The sequence below is a fragment of the Glutamicibacter sp. PAEs-4 genome, from assembly GCF_051161755.1.
Taxonomy (GTDB): Bacteria; Actinomycetota; Actinomycetes; order Actinomycetales; family Micrococcaceae; genus Glutamicibacter; species Glutamicibacter nicotianae.
On sequence record NZ_CP195017.1, the window covers coordinates 217092 to 238111 of the forward strand.

Here is a 21020-nt window from a genome sequence, read left to right on the forward strand (position 1 = left end):
TGTCAATGGTCCAGCGCAGGCAATTCACCGGTGAGGTAGCGCTGGATAGTGGGAGCTACCAGCTCGATCACCTGCTCGTCATCCATGGAGGCCACAGGCTCCAAGTCAATGATGTAGCGCGCGACAATGAGCCCGATAATCTGGCTGGCCACCAGGGCCACCCGGGGTTCGGCGCTATCTTCGGGTAAACGCGAACCCAATCGCGAGAAGATCTCCTTCTGCAGGAAGGGGCGGAGGATCTTCGTCGCGCTGCTGCTGGAAATTAGTCCCCGGATCATGGCCGTTGCCGCCGTGCGGAAGGCAGGCTTGCGCCAGGTGGTGAGCAACGCGCGAACCAGCGCCTCGCCCATCTGCTCCAACGGCGCCGTGGCGGCCTGGGCAATGATTTCCCCTGGATTGACGGGGATGTGCATGGCCTGGACGAACAGGTCGTCCTTGTCCTTGAAGTAGTGGTGCACCAGCGCAGGATCCACCCCGGCTCGGCGCGCTACCGAACGGAGGCTGGCTGCCTCGTATCCGGCATGGGAAAATTCCTTGGACGCGGCCCTGAGGATGGCCGCCTTGGTTGTCCCGGTGGTGCTGCCCTTGGGGCGCCCGCGCTTCCGCGCACCCGGAACCTCATTCGGTACTTGCTCGCTCACGGTCTCAGCATACGTCCGGAACCGTGCGCCAACGCAGTAAGGCCGGGCAAAAGCCCGGCCTTACATGGGTCAGCTGAAGGCTACTTCTTGGCGGCTGGCGTTTCCGCTGCCGCGGCGCCCTTGGCGAGTTCCGCATGCAGGTTAGCCACGGAAGGGAACTGAAGGTCCGGGCGGAACGGGAAGGTATCCATGTCTTCCCGGGCGGTGATGCCGGTGTACACCAATGCCGTCAGGAGTCCGGCTTCCATGCCCGCAACGATATCGGTGTCCATGCGGTCGCCGATCATCGCGGTGGTTTCCGAGTGCGCATCGATCCGGTTCAAGGCGGAGCGGAACATCATCGGGTTCGGCTTGCCCACCACGTATGGGTCGCGGTTGGTTGCGCGGGAGATCAGGGCCGCGATGGCGCCGGTGGCCGGCATGATGCCCTCGGTGGAGGGGCCGGTGGCGTCCGGATTCGTTGCGATGAACTTCGCCCCGCCTTCGATCAGCCGGATGGCCTTGGTGATGGCTTCAAAAGAGTAGGTGCGGGTCTCGCCCAGAACCACGTAGTCAGGATTCTGATCGGTCATGATGAAACCTGCATCGTGCAGTGCGGTGGTCAGGCCGGCTTCGCCGATGACGAAGGTGCGGCCACCTGGACGCTGGCGAGCCAGGAACTCGGCGGTGGCCATCGCGGACGTCCAGATGTTCTCCTCCGGGACGTCCAGGCCCGAGGCCAGCAAGCGGGCGCGCAAATCGCGCGGGGTGAAGATGGAGTTGTTGGTCAGCACCAGGAAGCGCAGGTTGTTTTCGCGCCAGTAGCCCAAAAGCTCGGCGGCGCCCTTGATGGCCTGGTTCTCGTGCACCAATACGCCGTCCATGTCGGTGAGCCAGCATTTTATGTCGTGGACAGTTCGGGTACCGCGGATTGAAGTAGTCACGAGGCGTAGATCCTCCCTGGGAAAGTATGTGGTGGGAGCTATCGGCACTGAAAGTATCCCCTTCTATTAAGAGATTACACAGGCTCGTGCAAATGCACCGTGAACAAGGGCACGAACATAACGAACTAGGCTTAATACTGTGAACGAAGAAACGCATGAACCAGTGAATGATCCCGGTGCGCAGCATGTCATCGGTGTGGGCCCCTGGGAAGGGGAGCTGCCTACCGACGGAAGATACGATCCGCAGCTGCTTTCCGAGGGCGACCGGCGCAACGTCGCGGACAAATACCGCTACTGGACGATGGACGCCATCATTGCTGATCTTGACGAACGCCGCCACGATTTCCATATCGCGATTGAAAACTGGCAGCACGATATGAACATCGGCACTGTGGTGCGCAGCGCCAATGCCTTCTTGGCCAAGGAAGTACATATCATCGGCCGCCGCCGCTGGAATCGGCGAGGCGCCATGGTCACGGATCGTTACCAGCATGTACGCCACCATGCAACGGTGGAGGAGTTCGTTGCCTGGGCCGAAGGCGAAGGGCTGACCATTCTGGGCATCGATATCTTCCCGGATTCCGTTCCATTGGAAACCTACGATCTTCCGAAGAACTGCGTGCTGGTCTTCGGGCAAGAAGGTCCCGGACTCAGTCCGGAAGTCCATGCCGCGGCCAAGGACACCTTGTCCATCGAGCAGTTCGGGTCGACTCGTTCAATCAATGCGGCTTCCGCCGCCGGGATTGCCATGCATGCATGGGTGCGCAGGCACGTGTTTGGACAAAAAGTAGGTTAACTGGAAATTTAATACTGGCGAGTTTAGTCGAGCATCTGGATTAGTTACCATTTTCGGCCTACGCTGGATTTTGGTTATGAAAATGTGATCTGGGAGAGGGCGGTCGTGAAACGACGTCATCAAGTGAACCACGACTTGTTGTTGCCGGGTTTGCCGCGACGCAGGAAACCATTGGTTATATGGTCGACTTCTATCGTCGCTGCGCTCGGGCTGACAGGAGCCTTGGCGATCCCAATCATGGCGCAGGTCGGAGATACCAGGCAGGGAAATATCCCCGTAGGCATCGACGCTGTCGCTGATCCGTCGATGTTCAACGGGCCTGTCTATGTCAGCGCCGACGCTCCACTGAATGCCTTCGGCGGTTCCGGCAAGGAACTGGCAATTGACGGACGTCCAGTGGGCATGATCGATGGCGCTGATGCTGAATCCGAGGCATCCGGCGATGACAACGAATCCTCCGCATTGCTCGCCGGCATGGTAGGTGAACTGGGCAAGCTGCCTGGCGACCTGCAGCTGATGCACCCGGTCAAGACGCGCAAGATTTCCAGCCCCTACGGCTGGCGTGCCAACCCAACCGGTCCGGGCAACCAGATCCACATCGGCCAGGACTACCCGATTGCCTGCGGCTCGCCCGTTTACGCTTCCGAGGCTGGAACGGTCACCGTATCCTCATGGGCAGGCCACTCAGGCATGCGTGTGACCATTGATCACGGCAGCAATGTCCAGACTGGCTACAGCCACAATTCAAAGTTGATTGCCAAGGTGGGGCAGCGGGTCGAACAGGGCGAGCTGATTGCCTTGGCCGGCACTACCGGCAACTCGACCGGTTGCCATGTGCACTTCGAGGTCATCATCGATGGCCGTTGGCACGATCCGCGCAACTACCTGCCAACCATTCCTGGACAGCGTCAAGCAATGATTAATTCGCAGCGCCTGACGGTCAACGCCGGCACCGCTCCGAAGGGCAACGGCTCCCAGACGCCAGATCGCGCTCCAATCGGCCCGGATCCAGATGTGATCGTTCCCGAGGACGATACTCCAGTCATTCCTCGGCCGAAACCGACCCCATCGGAAACGAAGCGCCCGTCGCCAAGCGAGAGCGAATCCCCAAGCGGTTCCCAGTCGCCCGATGGCTCGCAGAGCCCTGACGGCTCGAAAAGCCCGGATAGCTCCAAGAGCCCGGACGAGTCGACAAGTCCCAGCGAGTCGCAGGGCCCAGAGAGTTCGACGAGCCCTGACGAGAGCTCGCCTACGGGGCCTGAAACGACTGCTCCTGCACCCACTGAGGGATCCGAGAAAGACGAAGCTCCGGTCGAGAATTCCCCAACGAATCCAGCTCCTGAGACTGAAACGGATTCCTCGAAGTCGACGTCAACCGGAAGCGAAACTCCGAATGCGTCCAAGAGCACGGCGCCAGCTCCAAGCACAACGGGCACCACGCAGGTGGCTCCATCGGGAAGCAGTTCCCAGAGCGCAACAAACGAATAAAGAACGCAATAAGCCAACGGCCAACTGTCATGAGACTAGTTCTCGTCTGGGTTGGCCGTTCGCTTTGCCGTAAACCTCGGAAATCCCCGTGTCACGATCTGAGATTTAGGACTCAGACAGTGCCATAGCCGATAGGATGGATGGCGAACCGCCGTCAATGGAGACGCGTAACCTCGCTAATCACCAGGAGTGAAGCATGCCTATCGCAACCCCCGATAAGTACAATGCAATGATCGATGCTGCCAAGGCAGGCGGCTACGCCTTCCCAGCAGTGAACGTGACCAGCTCGCAGACTTTGAACGCCGCAATCCGCGGTTTCGCAGAGGCTGAATCCGACGGCATCATCCAGGTCTCCACCGGCGGCGCCGCATACTGGTCGGGTGCGTCCATCAAGGACATGGTTGCCGGCTCGCTGGGCTTCGCGGCCTTCGCCCGCCAGGTTGCCAAGAACTACGGCGTGAACATCGCGCTGCACACCGACCACTGCCCAGCCGACAAGCTGGACGGTTTCGTGTTGCCGCTGCTTGCCGCTTCGGAGGCTGAAGTCGCTGCAGGCCGCGATCCATTCTTCAACTCCCACATGTGGGACGGTTCGGCTGAAACCCTCGAAGAGAACCTGCGCATTGCCGCAGAACTGCTTCCGCGCACCCATGCCGCCAAGCAGATCCTCGAAGTCGAGATCGGCACCGTGGGCGGCGAGGAAGACGGCGTGGAGAACGCCATTAATGACAAGCTCTACACCACCGTCGAAGACGCTCTGGCCACCATTGAGGCCCTGGGCTCCGGCGAGAAGGGCCGCTACATCACCGCGCTGACCTTCGGCAACGTCCACGGCGTTTACAAGCCAGGCAACGTAAAGCTGCGCCCAGAGATCCTGAAGGACATCCAGGCGCAGGTCGGCGCCAAGATCGGCAAGGACAACCCATTCGACCTGGTGTTCCACGGCGGCTCGGGCTCCTCGGAACAGGAAATCGCCGATGCGGTCTCCTACGGCGTAATCAAGATGAACATCGACACCGACACCCAGTACGCCTTCACCCGCCCGGTAGCTGGCCACATGCTTGCCAACTATGACGGCGTGCTGAAGGTCGACGGCGAAGTTGGCAACAAGAAGACCTACGACCCACGCGTGTGGGGCGCCAAGGCCGAAGAGTCCATGGCTGCCCGCATCGTTGAAGCTGCCCAGCAGCTCGGCTCGGCCGGAAAGTCGCTGAAGTAACCATGGTCGGAGAAAACCTGCTGGGCATCCCGGAAACCCTGCTTCCGGAAGAAACCGAAGTGCTGGCACGCCACGAAGCCGGGGACGAAGCCGCGGACTTGGCGGCAAAATTCCCTGCCTCGTCACTGGCTTGGGCACTGCTTGCCAACGAAGCGCATAACGAAGGCCGCATCGTGGAGTCCTATGCGTTTGCACGCGTGGGCTACCACCGCGGCCTGGACTCGCTGCGCAAGGCCGGCTGGCGCGGACAGGGCCCGGTGCCTTGGCGCCACGAGCCGAACCGCGGCTTCCTGCGCTCGCTGTACGCGCTGGGCCGGGCGGCTGCTGCCATCGGGGAGACCGAGGAAGTCGAGCGCATCGGCAAGTTCCTGAACGACTCGGATGCTACCGCCAAGGCTGAAATTGAAGCCGGCAAGTAGCCAATTTCGCAACACCGCTCGGCGGCTCTTCTCGCAAGGAGAAGAGCCGCCGAGCGGTATTTAACGCAGGCTTCCAACCCTGCGAAGGTCTCGTCGTCACCTTCAACAAACAGCAAACCGGCAGGTCATGACTCATTAAGAAACATGAGGGCGTTCTCATGTTGTTCTACTTCCGGACTCATCTAGTTCACCTAAAGTTCATTTCGAAGAGATCATCACCTCACGTCTTCGAAAGGGAGAGCAATGTTGTCATTCTGGATGGGACTGGGCTCCAACATCATCGGCATTACGGTTCTCGTGTACTTCGTATACTTCCGCCGCCACTTCCGCCGCGACCTCGTGCTGGCCTACATCGCCTTGAGCATGGGCATCTTCGCCGTCACCTTGCTGCTCTCGGGCAGCGGTGCGGGCATGGGGCTGGGTCTCGGCCTCTTCGGCATCCTCTCGATCATCCGCCTTCGGTCCGACACCTTGACCCAGGAAGAAGTGGCCTACTACTTCATCTCGCTGGCCATCGGCTTGGTCAACGGCCTGCACCCGGAACCTGCATGGCTGGCTCCGGCAGCGACCGCGGCCCTGGTTCTGGTGATGTTCCTTGCCGACCACCCGAGCTTCGCCCCGCGCACCGAACGCCAGACCGTGACCCTGGAACGCGCCTACCCGAAGAAGGTCGACCTGCAGGCCGCGCTTGAAGAACTGCTGGATGCCAAGGTGCTGCGAACCGTGGTTGTCGAGCTGGACATGGTGCGCGACCTGACCATCGTCGATGTCCGCTTCCGCACCAACGCCGCCGGCAGCAAGCCTGCGTCCAAGGCCAGCGCCTCCGAGAGCTTCTCCGGCACCTATGAACTGGCCAACAGCCAGACCGCCCCGGCCACGCAGAACGGAGCGAAACAGGGGTCGTGGTCTTGATGACTGCCCTTGCCGACAAGCGTATGGGCCTCGCCTCCTCCCAAGCCAGGGCGGCTCTGGAGGCAGCCGTCATCGGCCGGGAGCCAATCAGCCTCGAAGATGTGATCTCCGAAGCCGAGCTGCAGACCCGCGTCGACAAGAAGTTCCTGCTGACCCCGGAAGAATTCACCGCGCTATCCGAGCGCTTGGGCGACCAGTTCAAGATCATGCAGATCGACGGCCGGCGCACCTTCCGCTACGAATCGGTGTATTTCGACACCGAGGACTACGACCAGTACCGCGCCCACCGCCAGGGCCGGCGCCGGCGCTACAAGGTGCGCTCGCGCACCTATGCGGACACCGGGCTGTCGATGTTCGAGATCAAGACCAAGGGGCTGCGTGGCGCCACGGTGAAGCACCGTGTAGAGCAGGACCTGGACACTGCTGGCGAACTGACCAAGGAAAACCGGGAATTCTTCGAATCGGTGCTGCGCAGCGAGTACGGGCAGGAGGCACCCCAATTGCAGCCGGTCCTGGACAGCGCCTACCGCCGCGCGACGTTCGTGAACCCGATCGATGGTGAACGGCTGACCTGCGACGTCGAGCTGGAATACGCCCATGGCGAGGCGAAAGTCGACGGGCCGGACCTGATTGTCGTGGAGACCAAGTCAGCCGACGGCCGCGGCGTTTCGGACCAGGCCCTGGCGGAGCTGGGCATCCGCGAGGTGTCGATGTCCAAGTACTGCATCGGCATTGCGCTGCTGAACCCGCAGCTGCCGGCCAACCGCTGGAGCCGGCTGCTGCAGCAGAGCTTCGTCCCGGAACCGGCGCTGCGCTAGCACCGGCAGCGGATTCGGCTACCGCTCCGAGGCGAGACGGTAGCCGAATCCGCGCACCGTCTCAAAGCGTTCAGTTCCGAGCTTGTTGCGCAGGTAGCGGACATACACGTCCACCACGTTGGAACCGGGGTCGAAGTCATAGCCCCAGACCCGGGACAGCAGCTGCTCCCGGCTGAGCACCTGTCCGGGGTTGCGCAAGAACGCTTCGGCCAGCGCGAACTCGCGTGCCGACAGGTCGACCTCGCGTTCATCGACCGTCACGCGGCGGCGCAGCAAATCCATATGCAGGTTCTCGTGGGTCAGCGAAGACACCTCGGGGGCATTGTCCTCCGAGCGAAGGCGCAGGCGTACACGGGCCAGCAGCTCGTCGAAGTGGAACGGCTTGGCCATGTAGTCATCGGCGCCGTTCTGCAGGCCGGCGACCGTGTCTTCCACGCTGCCGCGCGCGGTCAGGATGATTACCGGCGTATCGATCTGCGCGGCGCGCAGGCGGCGCAGCACCGAGAATCCGTCCTCATCGGGCAGGCCCAGATCGAGGATGATCAGCTCATGGTCGCCTTCAATGGCCTGGCTGAAACCGTCATGCCCGGTTTCCGCGATGGATGAGGTCAGTCCCGCGGCACGCAGCCCCTTGGCAACGAACGAACTGATGCGCGGCTCATCTTCAATAATCAGTATCTGGCTCATGCTTCCTTGCTTCCAGTCGACAACGGCATGTCAATGTAGAACGTGGATCCCTTGCCATGCTCCGAATTCACCCACACTCGCCCGCCGTGGGTTTCAGCGATGGCCTGCACGATGTTCAGCCCCAGGCCGGAACCGGAGGAACGCACAGAGTTCTGGCCACGTCCAAAGCGCTCGAAAATGCGTTCAAGATCTTCGGCCTGGATGCCCACGCCCGCATCGGAAACCCACCAGCGCAAGGTGGTGTTGCCCTGGCCATCGCGGACAATCTCGTTGCCCAAGCCGATGCGGCTGCCCTCGGGCGAGAACTTCACCGCATTGGCGCACAGCTGCAGCATGGCCTGGGTGGTCCGGACCGGGTCGAGCGACACGGTGGCTTCGGTGCGGTAGTCGACGCGCCACTGGCGCGGTCCCAGGCCGCGAGCCTTGTCGAGGATGTCGTCCAGCAGCTTGCCGACTTCCGTCGGCTCAACCTGGAGGAAGTCCATGCGGTTGGATTTCGCCAGGGTCACCAGGTCGTTGATCAGCAAGGACATGCGCCCGAGCTCGTCCATGGCGATATCGCGGCTCTGCCCGACATCTTCTGGATCGCTGGGGTCCATCAGTTCCAGATGCCCGTTGATGATCGTCACCGGCGTGCGCAATTCGTGCCCGACATCATCGAGCAGCTGGCGCTGCGAGCTCAGCGCGCCTTCCAAGCGGTCCAGCATCTCGTTGACAGTGACGGTCAATTCGGCGAACTCGTCATTTCCGGAAACCTCGATGCGCTGGGAGACATCGGTCTCGGAAATCTGCTGCGCGGTGGTTTGCAGGCGGCGAATCGGGTCGAGCATCCGTCCCACCACAAGCCAGGCCGCCAGCGCGGCAACGAGCATGACCGAGCCGCCGACGGCGGCGTAGATCATGAAATTGCGGTCGTTGGCGATGGCCTCGGCGGAGTAGTCGTAGGCCAGCACGAAGGCGCCGTGCTCATGGTCGGCAGGAAGGCTGACCGGAACGACCACTGCGCGATAGGTAGTGATGTCCGTGTCTACAGTTCCCAGGCGGATATGGTTGGCAGCCTGGACGGTTCTGGCCCATTCGAGGAATTCCGGATCATCTTCAAGCCGGGTGTTGACGATATCCGGTGCGGTCCAGCGCACCTTGTTGCCAACCAGTGCGAGCATGCCCTGCTTCGGCGACGGCAGGGTGCGCTGCATGGCGATGTACAGCAGGTCCTCAGCGTGCTTGAAGCGCTCCATGGTCCGCGGGTCGACACCGGTTTCGGTGAGGACCTTGAATTCCTTGACGGTGCGGGTCAACGACTCGTCGAGGCGTTCGTTCAGTTCGTGGCGCTGCACGGCAAAGCTTGCGGTGCCCGCCACCAGCAGGGCCAGGCCCACGAGCAGCATCATGCCGGTCAGCACCCGGGCCCGGATGGACCACCGGCGTTCGGGTGAGCTAGTCATCGTCACCGTCGTCGTCGGCTTCTTCGTAGTCGTCGTCATCGTCGTCATCATCGTCGTACTGGTTGCCGGATGGAGGCAATGGGACGACGGTCTTCTTCGGCGGGGGTGGCGGCGTAGGTTTCGGCTTGGGAGTAGCGCTCGGCTTGGGTTCCTCCGAAGGCTCCGGCTTTTTCGACTTGCTCGGGCTGGACGACGGCTTCGGGGATTCGGTCGCCGAGGCGGAAGGCGAGGAGGTTGGGCCGTTGGGGGTGCTGCTGGTCGGAGCAGGGGTGGCTTCTTCGAAGATGAACCCTTCACCGAGGTCTTGGTCCGCCGGGCCTTCCAAGGCTTGGCTGATTCCGAACGCGCCCAGGCATACGACTGCCACGACAGCGATCGTCGCAAAGACACGGCGCAAAGCTTCCTTTCCCATGTTTTTCATTGTGGCTGAAATAAATGAGATCCAGATGAGAGATGCCGTTAGATGACGAAGGCTTCCCGGTGCTAGGCCAAATGCTCGAAGATGATGACCGTCTGGGTGGAAGCGAACGCGCGGTTGGACCCCAAGTGCGTGGCCACGAATGTCCGCAAATCTTCGATGCTCCGGGTCGACACCCGCACCAGCAAATCCGGCGACCCGCCGAGTACGAAGACTTCCTTGACCTCGGCGAGCTCCTTGAGCTGATGCGCCGAGGACAGCAGGCGGTCCCGGGCAGTGGAGGAGACCACGACGGAGATCATGGCGTTGACGGCAACGCCGAGCAGCCGCTCATTGATCGCAGCGTGGTAGCCGGTGATTACTCCCGCCTTGGAGAGGGCCTTGACCCGGCCCAGGCAGGTGGAGGGTGCCAGTCCGACCTTTGCGGCCAGGACATTGTTGGCGATCCGCGCATCCTGGCTCAGCTCAGCAAGGATGGACAAGTCCGTTCCGTCGACACGAACAGGATTCGGCAGGGCGTCGCCTTGAATCGTCCATAATGAACCTGGCACGGCTGATCAACTCGATTCTTCTAAAAAGTTCAGTTCTACTCGCACAGTATCGAATCTGATTCTACGATGGATTCATCATGGAGAACTGGAAGTTTTCCATCATTTATCGTGGCCGAACAGGAGATCCAATGACCACCCCACTGACCCGCCAATCGCTTGCACAGTTGGACGCGGCAGACCCGCTGGTGGCGTTCGGCGACCGCTTCAACCTCCCGGAAGGCGTCATCTACCTCGACGGCAATTCCCTGGGTGCGCTGCCCAAGGGAGCAGCCGAACGGGCCGCCCAGGTAGTCACCGAAGAATGGGGCCAGGGCCTGATCCGTTCATGGAACACCGCCGGCTGGTTCGAGATGCCGCTCAAGCTCGGCGACAAGCTGGGGCGCCTGCTGGGCGCGAACCCCGGCGAAACCGCGATCACCGACACCACCACGCTGAACTTGTTCAAGGCCCTGGCCTCGGCACTGCGCACGCAGAAGGCCGATGCCCCGCAGCGCCGGGTGATTCTCACCGAACGCGACAACTTCCCAACCGACATCTATATCGCCGAGGGCCTGGCCGATCTGGTCAACTCGCTCTCGCAGGAAACCGGCGTCGCCTACGAGGTGAAGCTCATCGATTCTGCGGAGTCGCTGCGTGCCGCACTGGACGAGACCGTGGCTGTGGTGGCCCTGTCGCACGTGAACTACCGCACCGGATCCATGTGGGACATGGATGAAGTGACCGCGGCCATCCACGCCTCGGGCGCCCTGGTGGTCTGGGACCTGGCCCATGCCGCGGGGGCGGTGCCGATCGACCTGAATGCGGCAGATGCCGACTACGCCGTGGGCTGCACCTACAAATATCTCAATGGCGGACCGGGCTCCCCGGCGTTCATCTGGGTCAATGCCCGCCACCACGAACGCTTCTGGCAGCCGCTGTCCGGCTGGTGGTCGCACAAGTCGCCCTTCGAGATGGCCGACAGCTACACCCCGGCCAACGACATCCGCCGCTTCATGTGCGGCACCCAGCCGGTCACCTCGCTGGCAATGATCGAGGTCGGCCTGGATATCGCCCTGGAAGCTGACATGGGCAAGGTGCGCGCCAACTCGCTGGAGCTGGTGGACCTATTCATCGAGCTGGTGGAAATCCGTTGCGCCGGTTACGGTATGGAACTGGTGACCCCGCGCGAGCATGCAGCCCGCGGCAGCCATGTCAGCTTCCGCCATGAGCATGGATATGAAATCATCGCCGCACTCATCGACCAGGGCGTCATCGGAGACTACCGCGAACCGGAAGTCCTGCGCTTTGGCATCACCCCGCTGTACCTGACGCGCACCGATATCTGGGATGCCGTGGAGAAACTGCGTGAAATTCTGCACACCAATGCGTGGCAGCGCGAAGAGTACGCCGTGCGTAATGCCGTGACATGACGCAAATTCCCCCGGTTTCGGGCCATCCCGGGGCCGAAGCCGGCGAATCAGCGCGGGAGTAACCTTGAGAGCAGCACGGCATTTTCGATGCCGTGCTGTTCGCATAGGTCTAAGGGAGCATTGTTGGGCAAGCAGCCGGTACGCGCCACTGAAGTCGGTTCGGGGTTGAAGAAGTCGCTGACTCCTGGGCAGATGTCCATGATCGCGCTGGGCAGCGCCATCGGCACCGGCCTGTTCGCCGGCAGCAAGCTCGCCATCGCCATGGCCGGCCCTTCGGTGATCATCAGCTACCTCATTGGCGGCGTCGTCGCCCTGCTGGTCATGGGCGCCTTGGCGGAAATGACTGTCAAGCAGCCGGTGGCCGGTTCCTTCGGCGTCTATGCCGAACGCTACCTGGGACGGTTCGCCGGATACCTGACCAAGTACCTGTACTGGTCAGCGCTGATCTTTGCGGTGGGCACCGAAGTCAGCGCGGTGGGCGAGTACATGCAGTACTGGTTCCCCGCAATCCCCGGGCTGGTGTGGGTCCTGGTCTTCTCGGCCGCGCTATTGGGCGTGAACTTCTCCAGCGTGAAGATCTTCGGAACCACCGAATACTGGTTCTCCGCGATCAAGGTCTTCGCGGTGATCGCGTTCATCATCATCGCCCTCTGGCTGGTCTTCCACGACCCCAGCGACCAGTTCGGGTTCCACAACTACTCGGCCGAGGGCGGCTTCTTCGCCAACGGCCCGTTCGGCATGTGGAGCGCTGTCATCGTCGCGATCTTCTCCTACATGGGCGTCGAGGCGATCTCCATTGCCGCCGCCGAGGCGAAGAACCCGAAGCTCGCGGTGCGCAAGGCCTTCAAGGTCTCCTTCCTGCGATTGCTGCTCTTCTACGTGTTCACCATGTCCCTGATCCTCGCCGTGGCCCCAACCAGCGAATTGCTGGCCGGCGGTTCGCCATTTGTCACCGTGATGTCGCAGATTGGCATCCCGTTCGCCGACTCGGTGCTGAACCTCGTGCTCATCATCGCCGCGCTCTCGGCGATGAACGCCCAGCTCTACGCGGCCACCCGGATGCTGCATTCGCTGGCTGATTCCGGCCACGCACCGCGCCTGGCGCACCGGACCAACCGCGCGGGCGCACCGGTGCACGCGGTGTGGATGTCAGCCGGCGGCATCGCTGTGGCGGCAGGGGTGTATGCGATGGTCCCGGAGGGAGGCTTCGGCATCATGATGTCGCTGGCCACCTTCGGCGCATTGGCCACCTGGTTCATGATCCTGCTGACCCATGTGTCCTTCCGCCGCCAGGTGCGCCTGGACCGGTCCGTCCTGGAATTCAAGCTGCCAGGCTACCCGGCCGCCTCGATGCTCGGCGCTGTGCTGCTGGGCGGCCTGCTGATGACCTCGTTCTTCGTGCCGGAATTCAAGTACACGCTGATCTTCGGCGTGCCTTTCGTGATCGTGATGTCGGTGCTCTACAAGCTGGTCTTCGCCGGGAAGAAGCAGCCGGCGGCGAAGTAGCGGAGCTGGCCGCCGCGTGCTGTTCCACTGGAGAACGGCGGCACGGGCACTAAGATCTTAAAGGGCGTGCCAGTTGGCAGGTGCCGCAACTATCGAGGAGCAATGGTGGCCAAGCTGTATTTCCGCTACGGAGCGATGAACTCGGGCAAATCCACGAGCTTGCTGCAGGCCGCCTTCAACTACGAGGAACGCGGCCAGCGCATCCTGCTGGCCAAGCCCGGGATCGATACCAAGGGCGAGAGCTCCATCGTTTCCCGGCTCGGCATCGAACGCGAGGTCGACTTCAGCGTGGGCCCGGAAGAGAACCTGCGCGAGAAGTTCGCGGCCCACAGCCTGGGCGATGACCCCGATGCTCTGCTGCCGCATGTGGATGCGCCACCGGTGGCCTGCCTGCTGGTGGATGAAGCGCAATTCCTTTCCCGCACCCAGGTCGATGACCTGTTGCGCATCGCCGTGCTCGATGATGTCCCGGTGCTTGCCTACGGGATCCGCACCGACTTCCGCACCCGTGCCTTCCCTGGCTCGGCGCGCTTGATGGAGCTGGCGCACTCCCTTGAAGAGCTGAAGACCATTTGCCGTTGCGGGCGCAAGGCCATGTTCAATACCCGCCGCTCGGGGGAGACGATTGTCTTTGACGGGGACCAGGTCGCGATCGACGGCGAAGAGGTCTGGTACGAGTCGCTGTGCGCCGCCTGCTATCTGGAAGCGTCCGGCGGCAACCTGGGCTAGCTTGGCGAGCTAGCCGATGAGGCCGGCAACTGCCCGCTGCAGGCCCCAGTCGAAGCCGTCAGCCAGCGGTGCGTCGACATCGAGCTGGACGAGGTTCTGCCGGTAGGCCACCGAGCCGAGCACGTGGTTCAGGATCAGCTGCTGCCCATGGCGGGCGTTCTCGGCAGCCAGGCCCGCCGCTTCCAGCAGGGCGCGAAGCTGCAGGACCGGTTGCAGTTCGGTGGCCTGCATGGCGGTGGCGACTTCAATGACCTCGGGGCTGTCCTGGATCGGCAGCAATGCGAGGTAGAGCTTGCGCGCCAGCTGGAGGATTGCCTCGGCAGGGGAAGCATAGTCGGCGGCAGCCACCGACAACGCAGGGGTGTTCAGCAGCTGGGCGGCAACCTGCGCCAGCAGCTCCTGCTTGTTCTTCACATGCCAGTACAGGGCGCCGACCTGGACATCGAGTTCCTTGGCCAATCGGCGCATGGACAAGTCAGCCAGCCCGAACTGCTGCAGGATGCCAACCGCGGTGTCCACGACCGTTAACTGAGTCAATGCCATGGTGACAAGTCTAGTCGCACCGCCGGTGCGCGCTCAGGCGCCAAGCTCCGTGCGGGCAAGGAAATCGTTGCGGAACTGGCTGGAAGCCAGTGCGCGATAGCGTTCCAGTATCTGCGGGGCCGGTTCCATTGCCGGGACTTGGGCAGTGCCCTGGGCCCAATTGGGGAATTCCCCGGCCAGTACGCCGGCCGCCTGGCGGGCCGCCCCATCGGCGACGTATTCACCCGGCGCCGGGAGCAGGATCGGCAAGCCGAGGATCTGGGCGGCGATTTGCTGGACCGCGCGGGACTGCGCACCACCCCCGACAAGGATGATGCGCTGCGCTTCAACCCCTTGGGCTTCCAGTGCGCGCAGGCCGTCGGCTAGCGAGCAAACCACCGCTTCCACGGCGCTGCGGGCCAGATTCGCGGCGGTGTAGTTGGCTCGGGTGATGCCATGCAGCGAGCCGGTGGCCTCTGGCAGGTTCGGGGTGCGCTCGCCGTCGAAGTAGGGCAGCAGCACCAGGCCGTCGCAGCCCGGGGCGGCGGACAGTGCCAGGTCGTTGAATTCCTTGAGGCTGACCTGCAGCAGGTTGGCGGTGGCGTCGAAGATGCGGGTGGCATTCAGGGTGCATACCAATGGCAGGTAGTTGCCGGTGGCGTCGGCGAATCCTGCCACCAGGCCGGAGGCATCTGCCGAGGGGGAACCGGCAACTGCGAAGACGGTGCCGGAGGTGCCCAGGGACATGACGACGTCGCCCACCTGCGCGCCTACGCCCAAGCCGGCCGCGGCGTTATCGCCGGCACCGGGGCCGATGAGTGCCCCGGAAGCGGTGCGGCCGATGGATTCCAGCGGTCCTGCAACCTGCGGCAGCAGCGGGACATGGCCCAGGTGCTGCGCGAGCGCCTCGAAGTCATAGGCGTTTTCGGTGGCGCGGTAGTAGCCGGTGCCCGAGGCATCCGAGCGGTCGGTGCGCAGGGCCGCCAGTCCGGTGGCCCCGGAGCCGGGGCCGTAGCCGGCCAGCCGCCAGGACAGCCAATCGTGCGGCAGACAGACGGCCGCGACCTTGGCCGCGTTCTGCGGCTCATGGTCCTTCAGCCAGCGCAGCTTGGCCAGCGTGATCGAGGAGACCGGGACGGTGCCGGTGCGCTGCGCCCAGTACCTGGCGCCCACCGCGGCATCGCCCTGGCCTGCCTCGGCGATGATCTGGCTGGCCGCCTGCGCGCTGCGCGTGTCGTTCCACAGCAGTGCCGGGCGGATCACCGCCCCGCTGGCGTCGAGAACCACCATGCCATGCTGCTGCCCGCCCACCGAGATGGCATCCACGTCATCCAGGCCCCCGGCCTGGGCGATCGCTTCCTGCAATGCGCTGTACCAGGCTTCGGGGTCCACTTCGCTGCCCTCGGGGTGCGCGGCACGGCCGGAGCGGACCAGGGCGCCAGTTGCGGCGTCGCGGATGAGGACCTTGCATGACTGGGTGGAGGAGTCTATGCCGGCAACGAGCGTCATTGTTCTTAGGCTGCTTTCTGCGGTGGGCGGGTGCTGTAGGTTCAGCGGGCGTTGAGCAGGTGCTCGATGGCCAGCTGGTTCAGGCGGACGAACGCGAAATTGCGCTGCGCGGCGGCGTTGGCGTCGAAGTCGGCGAAGCTCGCCGCATCGGCCATCAGCTGCTGCGCACTCTCGCCGGCGCCCAGGGTGCTTTCGCCCAGCTCGAACACGCCCGAGAGCTCCATGGCCTCCTGTACCTCGGGGTCTGCGCGGAATGCGGTGGCGCGTTCCTTGAGCATCAGGTACATGGACATGTTGGCCTGGGCCGAGTCCCACACACCGTCGTAGCCGTCGGTGCGCGATGGCTTGTAGTCGAAGTGGCGCGGGCCATCGTACGTAGGCCCGCCGTTCGGGAAGCCGTTTTCCAGCAGGTCCACGGTGAAGAAGGCGCTGGCCAGGTCGCCGTGGCCGAAGACCAGGTCCTGGTCGTACTTGATGCCGCGCTGGCCGTTGAGGTCGATGTGGAACAGCTTGCCGGCCCATAGTGCCTGGGCGATGCCGTGGGTGAAGTTCAGGCCGGCCATCTGCTCATGTCCGGTTTCCGGGTTCAGCCCGACAATGTCGCCGTGTTCCAGCTGCCCGATGAAGGCCAGGCCGTGGCCGACGGTGGGCAGGAAGATGTCGCCGCGCGGCTCATTGGGCTTCGGCTCCAGCGCGATGCGCAGGTTGTAGCCTTTTTCCTTGATGTAGCCGGCAGCGGTGTCCACGCCTTCGCGCATGCGGTCCAGCGCCGCGGCCAAATCCTTGGAGCCATCGTATTCGCTGCCTTCGCGCCCGCCCCACATGACGAAGGTTTCGGCGCCCATTTCGGCAGCCAGATCGATATTGTGCAGCACCTTGGCCAGCGCGAAGCGGCGGATCGAACGGTCATTGGAGGTGAAGCCGCCGTCCTTGAAGACCGGGTGGCTGAACAGGTTGGTGGTCACCATCGGGACCTTCAACCCGGTTTCCTCCAGCGCCGTGCGGAAGCCTGCCAGGATCTGTTCACGTTCCGCCTCGGTGGCGTCGAAGGGAACCAGGTCGTTGTCGTGGAAGGTGATGCCGTAGGCGCCGAGCTCGGCCAGCTTGTGCACAGCTTCCACCGGGTCCAGGTTCTCGCGGGTGGCGACGCCGAAGGGGTCGACGCCGGACCAGCTCACGGTCCACAATCCAAAAGTGAAGCGGTCGGCGGCGGTTGGCTGAAGGGTCATGGGATGCATCCTTGGATCGGGGTGTGGTGGTTTCCACCATTTAGTTTATGTTCTGAACTATATGGGTGGCCATGCGCTAGAGTCAATAGCGAAGAACATCAGTCCGGTCGCCAATTTCCCAGGAGCAGGCATGCGCACGACAACAGCCAAAACCCAGCCTGCGCCGTCCACGGCGCCGGGCAGCGTGGGGGATGTCCGCAAGGCGAACCTGGCCAGGGTGCTTGCGGTGATTGCCGGGGCCGCCAGCGGCCAGCGCCTGTCCCGCGCCGATATCGCGGCCCGCAGCAAGCTCACCAAGGCCTCGGTATCCAGCCTGGTTGCGGATCTGCTGGAAACCGGCCTGGTCATCGAAATCGGGGTGCACCGCGACGGTGAACGCGGCAGGCCCTCGGTGGGGCTGGTGCTGAACCCGGCACGCTGCGTGATCGGCATGGAAATCAATGTCGACTACATCTCCGCCGGGTTGGTCGACCTGTCCGGGAAATTGCTGGATCACCGGATCGTCGCCCGCGCCAACGGCACAGCCACCACCGAGCGGGTCATGGCTGCCCTCGGCGAGCTGAGTGCCGAGATGCAGCAGGCAGCCACGGCCCAGGGACTTGAAATCCTGGGCGGGGCGCTCGCCGTGCCGGGCCTGGTGGACGAGGAAAAATTCATGGTGCTCCAGGCCCCGAACCTGGGCTGGGCGGACCAGGTGCTGGATGCCGCGAAGCTGCTGGCCGAGCCGAAGACCCGCGTCCGCCTGTTCAATGAGGCCAATGCCTCCGCGCTGGCGCAGCTGCAGCTGATGGAGCCGGGCCAGCGGGACTTCCTGTTCGTTTCCGGCGAAGTGGGCATCGGCGGCGGCGTGGTCATCGACGCGCAACTCTTCACCGGCCCGCAGGGCCACGCGGGCGAACTGGGCCACGTGGTGATCCAGCCGGGAGGCAATCCCTGCAGCTGCGGCGGACAGGGCTGCCTGGAAACCGTGGCCGGCCAGGAAGCAATCCTGGCGGCCGCCGAATCGGCCGATTCCGCGCACGGCCTCTCGCGCCAGCAGCGCATCGGCAATTTCTACCGGGCCCTGGAGGGGGGAGAAGAAAAAGCGCTGCGCGCGGTGGCCGAAGCCGGAACCGCGGTGGGCATCGCCCTGGCCTCCACGCTGCGCCTGTTCAATATCTCCACCGTGGTGTTCGGCGGGCATTTCGCCGCCCTGGAACGGTGGCTGCTGCCGGCGGTCCATGAGGCATTGCAGGCCCACGCGCCGGGCATCGCCAGCGAAGCCAAGCTGGCGTGCTCGCCGCTGGGGCAGGCCGGCGCCTTGGCCGGCGCGGCGCGAAGCGTGGTCGGGGACCTGCTCGAAGCCCCGCACCAGCTGGTGGCCTAGGGTGCGCTGACCGGCTGCTGCAGCTCGGTCACCCAATCGGCCTGGTCTTCCGACGCGGCCCGCAGATACACTTCGCGGCACGGCCCGGAGGGCACCAGCCCGCGGGCCAGCACCTCGTCATGCACCGCCTGCCAGCTTTCGTGGATGCTGTCCATGGCCCCCAGATGCATTCCGCAGATGGCCTCGGGAACCGCGGGCAGCTCGATGATTTCGGCGCCGTCGACGGCGTCAGCCGTGCTGGCGTACCCGGCAATGACTTCCATTCCGGACTCGCTGCCGGTGTACTGCGCAATTGGCGTCGCCAGGCTCTGCCCAGACAGCGCCTGGGCGACACGGTCGAACACTCCACCGATCAGCCCGGCGATCTGGGGTTGCTCGGCCACCGTGAAGCGGCCGGCGGCCAAGCGTACCGCAGGCAGCGGCTTATGGATGATTTCAATGCGTGACATGAGTTTCTCCTTCGAGATCAAGCGCAGGCGCCGTTGCACATCCTGCAACCGCTGCGTGGCGAGCCGGTGTTCGGCCTCGACCTGCGCAGCACGGTGCCGCAGGTGCCCAGCAATCTCTTCCGCGGTGGCTCCCCGATCAAGGATCGAGGACACCTCCTCCAGCCCGAATCCCAGTTCGCGCAGCGCAACGATCTGGTGCAAGCGCTGAAGCTGGGAGGGGTCGTAGGAACGGTAGCCGGTGAACGGGTCCACGTGGGCGGGTTTGAGCACCCCGGCGGTATCCCAGTGCCGCAGCATGCGGTGGGTCACCTGGCCGATTTGCGCAAACGCGCCGATGGATAACATGCTTCAGTTCTCCGCCCTCACACAGTGTCAGGGTCAAGTTTGCTTGAAAAAGCCGCGGATATCCACGAATAACCCCGGCTCCGTGACCTACAGCTCGAGATTCGCTAATCGTTTCGGTAAACTTTGGTCGTAAGAGCCCCTAACTCTTGCAACGGACCTCCGGGTTTCAGTGAGCAGGACAGGGGCATATTTTTTGCCCGGCACCGTGCCGGGACGGCGCTAAGCACGCCGCAACCGCTGCTTAAAGCAAGGGGGAGGATCCCATGCCAGCAATCGTGATCGTCGGAGCCCAATGGGGCGATGAAGGCAAAGGAAAGGCTACCGACCTGCTCGGTGGCAAGGTCGACTACGTAGTGAAGCCAAACGGCGGCAACAACGCCGGGCACACAGTGGTCGTAGGCGGCGAGAAGTACGAGCTCAAGCTCCTTCCAGCCGGCATCCTTTCGCCGAACGCCACTCCGATTATCGGCAATGGCTGCGTGGTGAACCTTGAGGCCCTCTTCGAAGAGATCGATGGCCTGGAGTCCCGCGGTGCCGATACCTCCAAGCTGCGCGTTTCGGCCAACGCCCACCTGGTCGCCCCTTACCACCAGACCATGGACAAGGTCACCGAACGCTTCCTGGGCAAGCGGGCCATCGGCACCACCGGCCGCGGCATCGGTCCCGCCTACATGGACAAGGTCGGACGCCTGGGCATCCGCGTGCAGGACGTCTTCGACGAATCGATCCTGCGCCAGAAGGTCGAAGGCGCGCTGCGCCAGAAGAACGAGCTGCTGGTCAAGATCTACAACCGCCGCAGCGTCGAGGTCGAGGAAATCGTCTCGTACTTCCTGTCCTACGCCGAGCGCCTGCGCCCGCTGGTCATCGACTCCACCTACGAGCTGAACAAGGCGCTGGACGAGGACAAGGTCGTGCTGATGGAAGGCGGCCAGGCCACCTTCCTGGACGTGGACCACGGCACCTACCCGTTCGTGACCTCTTCCAACCCGACCGCCGGCGGCGCTTCGGTGGGTTCGGGCATCGGCCCGACCCGCATCACCCGTTCGATCGGCATCATCAAGGCCTACACCACCCGCGTGGGTGCCGGTCCGTTCCCCACCGAGCTGTTCGACGACATGGGCATCTACCTGCAGAAGACCGGCGGCGAGTACGGCGTGAACACCGGCCGCCCGCGCCGCTGCGGCTGGTACGACGCGGTGCTGGCCCGCCACGCTTCGCGCGTGAACGGCTTCACCGACTATTTCGTGACCAAGCTGGACGTGCTCACCAACATCGAGCAGATCCCGGTCTGTGTGGCCTACGACGTGGATGGCGTGCGCCACGACGAGATGCCGATGACCCAGACCGAGTTCCACCATGCGAAGCCGATCTTCGAGTACTTCCCGGGCTGGACCGAGGACATCTCCGGGGCCAAGACACTGGAAGACCTGCCGGAGAACGCCCGCAACTACATCCTGGCCCTGGAGAAGATCAGCGGCACCCGGATCTCCGCCATTGGCGTGGGTCCTGACCGCGACCAGACCATCGTGCGCCACGATCTGATCAACGACTAGTTCCGACAGTTACGCGGAAACCCCCAGTAGGAGCATCCTGCTGGGGGTTTCCTCATACCTGTCATAAGCGGAGTACCGGTGCCCAG

General features: G+C 63.5%; 21 protein-coding genes. 11 read left to right on the forward strand and 10 right to left on the reverse strand.

Annotated features, from left to right (window positions below; genetic code table 11):
- Positions 1–2: 2 nt before the first annotated feature.
- Together ACR9WD_RS01100 and ACR9WD_RS01105 are read right to left on the reverse strand one after the other, a co-directional pair.
- Positions 3–641, reverse strand: coding sequence for a TetR family transcriptional regulator (locus ACR9WD_RS01100; RefSeq protein ID WP_423299441.1), 639 nt, complete (start codon positions 639–641; stop codon positions 3–5).
- Between the two features lie 80 nt (positions 642–721).
- The gene (locus ACR9WD_RS01105) at positions 722–1564 is read right to left on the reverse strand and encodes an HAD-IIA family hydrolase (protein ID WP_100339296.1); all 843 of its coding nucleotides are present in this window, start codon (positions 1562–1564) and stop codon (positions 722–724) included.
- Between the two features lie 139 nt (positions 1565–1703).
- Between ACR9WD_RS01105 and ACR9WD_RS01110 the strand changes: the two genes are divergently transcribed.
- The 6 genes from ACR9WD_RS01110 (at position 1704) to ACR9WD_RS01135 (ending at position 7216) form a co-directional block, all read left to right on the forward strand.
- The gene (locus tag ACR9WD_RS01110) at positions 1704–2360 is read left to right on the forward strand and encodes a TrmH family RNA methyltransferase (protein ID WP_423299442.1); all 657 of its coding nucleotides are present in this window, start codon (positions 1704–1706) and stop codon (positions 2358–2360) included.
- Between the two features lie 222 nt (positions 2361–2582).
- Entirely contained in the window at positions 2583–3848 is a 1266-nt protein-coding gene (locus ACR9WD_RS01115; protein WP_434922518.1) for a peptidoglycan DD-metalloendopeptidase family protein, read from the forward strand.
- Between the two features lie 196 nt (positions 3849–4044).
- Positions 4045–5067, forward strand: coding sequence for a class II fructose-bisphosphate aldolase (gene fbaA, locus ACR9WD_RS01120; protein WP_073707306.1), 1023 nt, complete (start codon positions 4045–4047; stop codon positions 5065–5067).
- Positions 5068–5069: 2 nt separating this feature from the next.
- Positions 5070–5486, forward strand: coding sequence for a DUF3151 domain-containing protein (locus ACR9WD_RS01125; protein WP_038991994.1), 417 nt, complete (start codon positions 5070–5072; stop codon positions 5484–5486).
- Positions 5487–5729: 243 nt separating this feature from the next.
- Entirely contained in the window at positions 5730–6398 is a 669-nt protein-coding gene (locus ACR9WD_RS01130) for a DUF4956 domain-containing protein (RefSeq protein WP_190264414.1), read from the forward strand.
- Positions 6398–7216, forward strand: coding sequence for a polyphosphate polymerase domain-containing protein (locus ACR9WD_RS01135; RefSeq protein WP_434922519.1), 819 nt, complete (start codon positions 6398–6400; stop codon positions 7214–7216). The genes ACR9WD_RS01130 and ACR9WD_RS01135 overlap by 1 nt, the downstream gene beginning before the upstream one ends.
- Before the next feature lie 18 nt (positions 7217–7234).
- On the opposite strand, the gene ACR9WD_RS01140 is transcribed toward ACR9WD_RS01135, so the two are convergent.
- From ACR9WD_RS01140 to ACR9WD_RS01155, 4 genes are all read right to left on the reverse strand, one after another.
- Positions 7235–7903, reverse strand: a complete 669-nt coding sequence (locus ACR9WD_RS01140; RefSeq protein WP_038991992.1) for a response regulator transcription factor — start codon at positions 7901–7903, stop codon at positions 7235–7237.
- The gene (locus ACR9WD_RS01145; protein WP_285675304.1) at positions 7900–9387 is read right to left on the reverse strand and encodes a sensor histidine kinase; all 1488 of its coding nucleotides are present in this window, start codon (positions 9385–9387) and stop codon (positions 7900–7902) included. The genes ACR9WD_RS01140 and ACR9WD_RS01145 overlap by 4 nt, the downstream gene beginning before the upstream one ends.
- Positions 9341–9760 (reverse strand): hypothetical protein, encoded by a 420-nt coding sequence (locus ACR9WD_RS01150; RefSeq protein ID WP_121865978.1) that lies wholly within the window; start codon positions 9758–9760, stop codon positions 9341–9343. The genes ACR9WD_RS01145 and ACR9WD_RS01150 overlap by 47 nt, the downstream gene beginning before the upstream one ends.
- A 71-nt stretch (positions 9761–9831) precedes the next feature.
- Positions 9832–10317 (reverse strand): Lrp/AsnC family transcriptional regulator, encoded by a 486-nt coding sequence (locus ACR9WD_RS01155; RefSeq protein WP_337446699.1) that lies wholly within the window; start codon positions 10315–10317, stop codon positions 9832–9834.
- Positions 10318–10445: 128 nt separating this feature from the next.
- Between ACR9WD_RS01155 and kynU the strand changes: the two genes are divergently transcribed.
- The 3 genes from kynU to ACR9WD_RS01170 all read left to right on the forward strand — a co-directional run bounded on the left by kynU (position 10446) and on the right by ACR9WD_RS01170 (position 13961).
- Positions 10446–11726, forward strand: coding sequence for a kynureninase (gene kynU, locus ACR9WD_RS01160; RefSeq protein ID WP_149596147.1), 1281 nt, complete (start codon positions 10446–10448; stop codon positions 11724–11726).
- A 123-nt stretch (positions 11727–11849) separates the two neighbouring features.
- The gene (locus tag ACR9WD_RS01165; protein WP_434922520.1) at positions 11850–13232 is read left to right on the forward strand and encodes an amino acid permease; all 1383 of its coding nucleotides are present in this window, start codon (positions 11850–11852) and stop codon (positions 13230–13232) included.
- 105 nt (positions 13233–13337) lie between these two features.
- A complete protein-coding gene (locus ACR9WD_RS01170; RefSeq protein WP_073707490.1) occupies positions 13338–13961 on the forward strand; it encodes a thymidine kinase in 624 nt (207 codons plus the stop codon).
- A gap of 9 nt (positions 13962–13970) precedes the next feature.
- Here ACR9WD_RS01170 and ACR9WD_RS01175 read toward each other — a convergent pair whose 3' ends face one another.
- From ACR9WD_RS01175 to xylA, 3 genes are read right to left on the reverse strand one after another with little or no spacing between them, the layout of a single operon-like run.
- On the reverse strand, positions 13971–14504 hold the full coding sequence (locus ACR9WD_RS01175) for a TetR/AcrR family transcriptional regulator (RefSeq protein ID WP_038991987.1): 534 nt from the start codon (positions 14502–14504) through the stop codon (positions 13971–13973).
- Positions 14505–14537: 33 nt separating this feature from the next.
- Positions 14538–15992, reverse strand: coding sequence for a xylulokinase (gene xylB, locus ACR9WD_RS01180; RefSeq protein ID WP_434922521.1), 1455 nt, complete (start codon positions 15990–15992; stop codon positions 14538–14540).
- A 41-nt stretch (positions 15993–16033) separates the two neighbouring features.
- On the reverse strand, positions 16034–17221 hold the full coding sequence (xylA, locus tag ACR9WD_RS01185) for a xylose isomerase (protein ID WP_434922522.1): 1188 nt from the start codon (positions 17219–17221) through the stop codon (positions 16034–16036).
- A gap of 130 nt (positions 17222–17351) precedes the next feature.
- On the opposite strand from xylA, the gene ACR9WD_RS01190 reads away from it, so the two are divergent.
- Entirely contained in the window at positions 17352–18587 is a 1236-nt protein-coding gene (locus ACR9WD_RS01190) for an ROK family transcriptional regulator (protein WP_038991984.1), read from the forward strand.
- On the opposite strand, the gene ACR9WD_RS01195 is transcribed toward ACR9WD_RS01190, so the two are convergent.
- Positions 18584–19381 (reverse strand): MerR family transcriptional regulator, encoded by a 798-nt coding sequence (locus ACR9WD_RS01195; protein WP_434922523.1) that lies wholly within the window; start codon positions 19379–19381, stop codon positions 18584–18586. The genes ACR9WD_RS01190 and ACR9WD_RS01195 overlap by 4 nt on opposite strands.
- Before the next feature lie 263 nt (positions 19382–19644).
- Here ACR9WD_RS01195 and ACR9WD_RS01200 point away from each other — a divergent pair, with 263 nt between their 5' ends.
- Positions 19645–20934 (forward strand): adenylosuccinate synthase, encoded by a 1290-nt coding sequence (locus ACR9WD_RS01200; RefSeq protein WP_038991981.1) that lies wholly within the window; start codon positions 19645–19647, stop codon positions 20932–20934.
- Positions 20935–21020: the final 86 nt, after the last annotated feature.

What these genes read in the sequence shown, in the direction of transcription:
- ACR9WD_RS01145 (WP_285675304.1), bottom strand. Translation starts at nt 9,387, where the DNA reads ATGACGACGACTACGAAGAAGCCGACGACGACGGTGACGATGACTAGC.
- fbaA (WP_073707306.1), top strand. Translation starts at nt 4,045, where the DNA reads ATGCCTATCGCAACCCCCGATAAGTACAATGCAATGATCGATGCTGCC.
- ACR9WD_RS01125 (WP_038991994.1), top strand. Translation starts at nt 5,070, where the DNA reads ATGGTCGGAGAAAACCTGCTGGGCATCCCGGAAACCCTGCTTCCGGAA.
- ACR9WD_RS01200 (WP_038991981.1), top strand. Translation starts at nt 19,645, where the DNA reads ATGCCAGCAATCGTGATCGTCGGAGCCCAATGGGGCGATGAAGGCAAA.
- ACR9WD_RS01135 (WP_434922519.1), top strand. Translation starts at nt 6,398, where the DNA reads ATGACTGCCCTTGCCGACAAGCGTATGGGCCTCGCCTCCTCCCAAGCC.
- ACR9WD_RS01190 (WP_038991984.1), top strand. Translation starts at nt 17,352, where the DNA reads ATGCGCACGACAACAGCCAAAACCCAGCCTGCGCCGTCCACGGCGCCG.
- ACR9WD_RS01150 (WP_121865978.1), bottom strand. Translation starts at nt 9,760, where the DNA reads ATGGGAAAGGAAGCTTTGCGCCGTGTCTTTGCGACGATCGCTGTCGTG.
- ACR9WD_RS01140 (WP_038991992.1), bottom strand. Translation starts at nt 7,903, where the DNA reads ATGAGCCAGATACTGATTATTGAAGATGAGCCGCGCATCAGTTCGTTC.
- ACR9WD_RS01130 (WP_190264414.1), top strand. Translation starts at nt 5,730, where the DNA reads ATGTTGTCATTCTGGATGGGACTGGGCTCCAACATCATCGGCATTACG.
- ACR9WD_RS01195 (WP_434922523.1), bottom strand. Translation starts at nt 19,381, where the DNA reads ATGTTATCCATCGGCGCGTTTGCGCAAATCGGCCAGGTGACCCACCGC.
- xylA (WP_434922522.1), bottom strand. Translation starts at nt 17,221, where the DNA reads ATGACCCTTCAGCCAACCGCCGCCGACCGCTTCACTTTTGGATTGTGG.
- ACR9WD_RS01175 (WP_038991987.1), bottom strand. Translation starts at nt 14,504, where the DNA reads ATGGCATTGACTCAGTTAACGGTCGTGGACACCGCGGTTGGCATCCTG.
- xylB (WP_434922521.1), bottom strand. Translation starts at nt 15,992, where the DNA reads ATGACGCTCGTTGCCGGCATAGACTCCTCCACCCAGTCATGCAAGGTC.
- kynU (WP_149596147.1), top strand. Translation starts at nt 10,446, where the DNA reads ATGACCACCCCACTGACCCGCCAATCGCTTGCACAGTTGGACGCGGCA.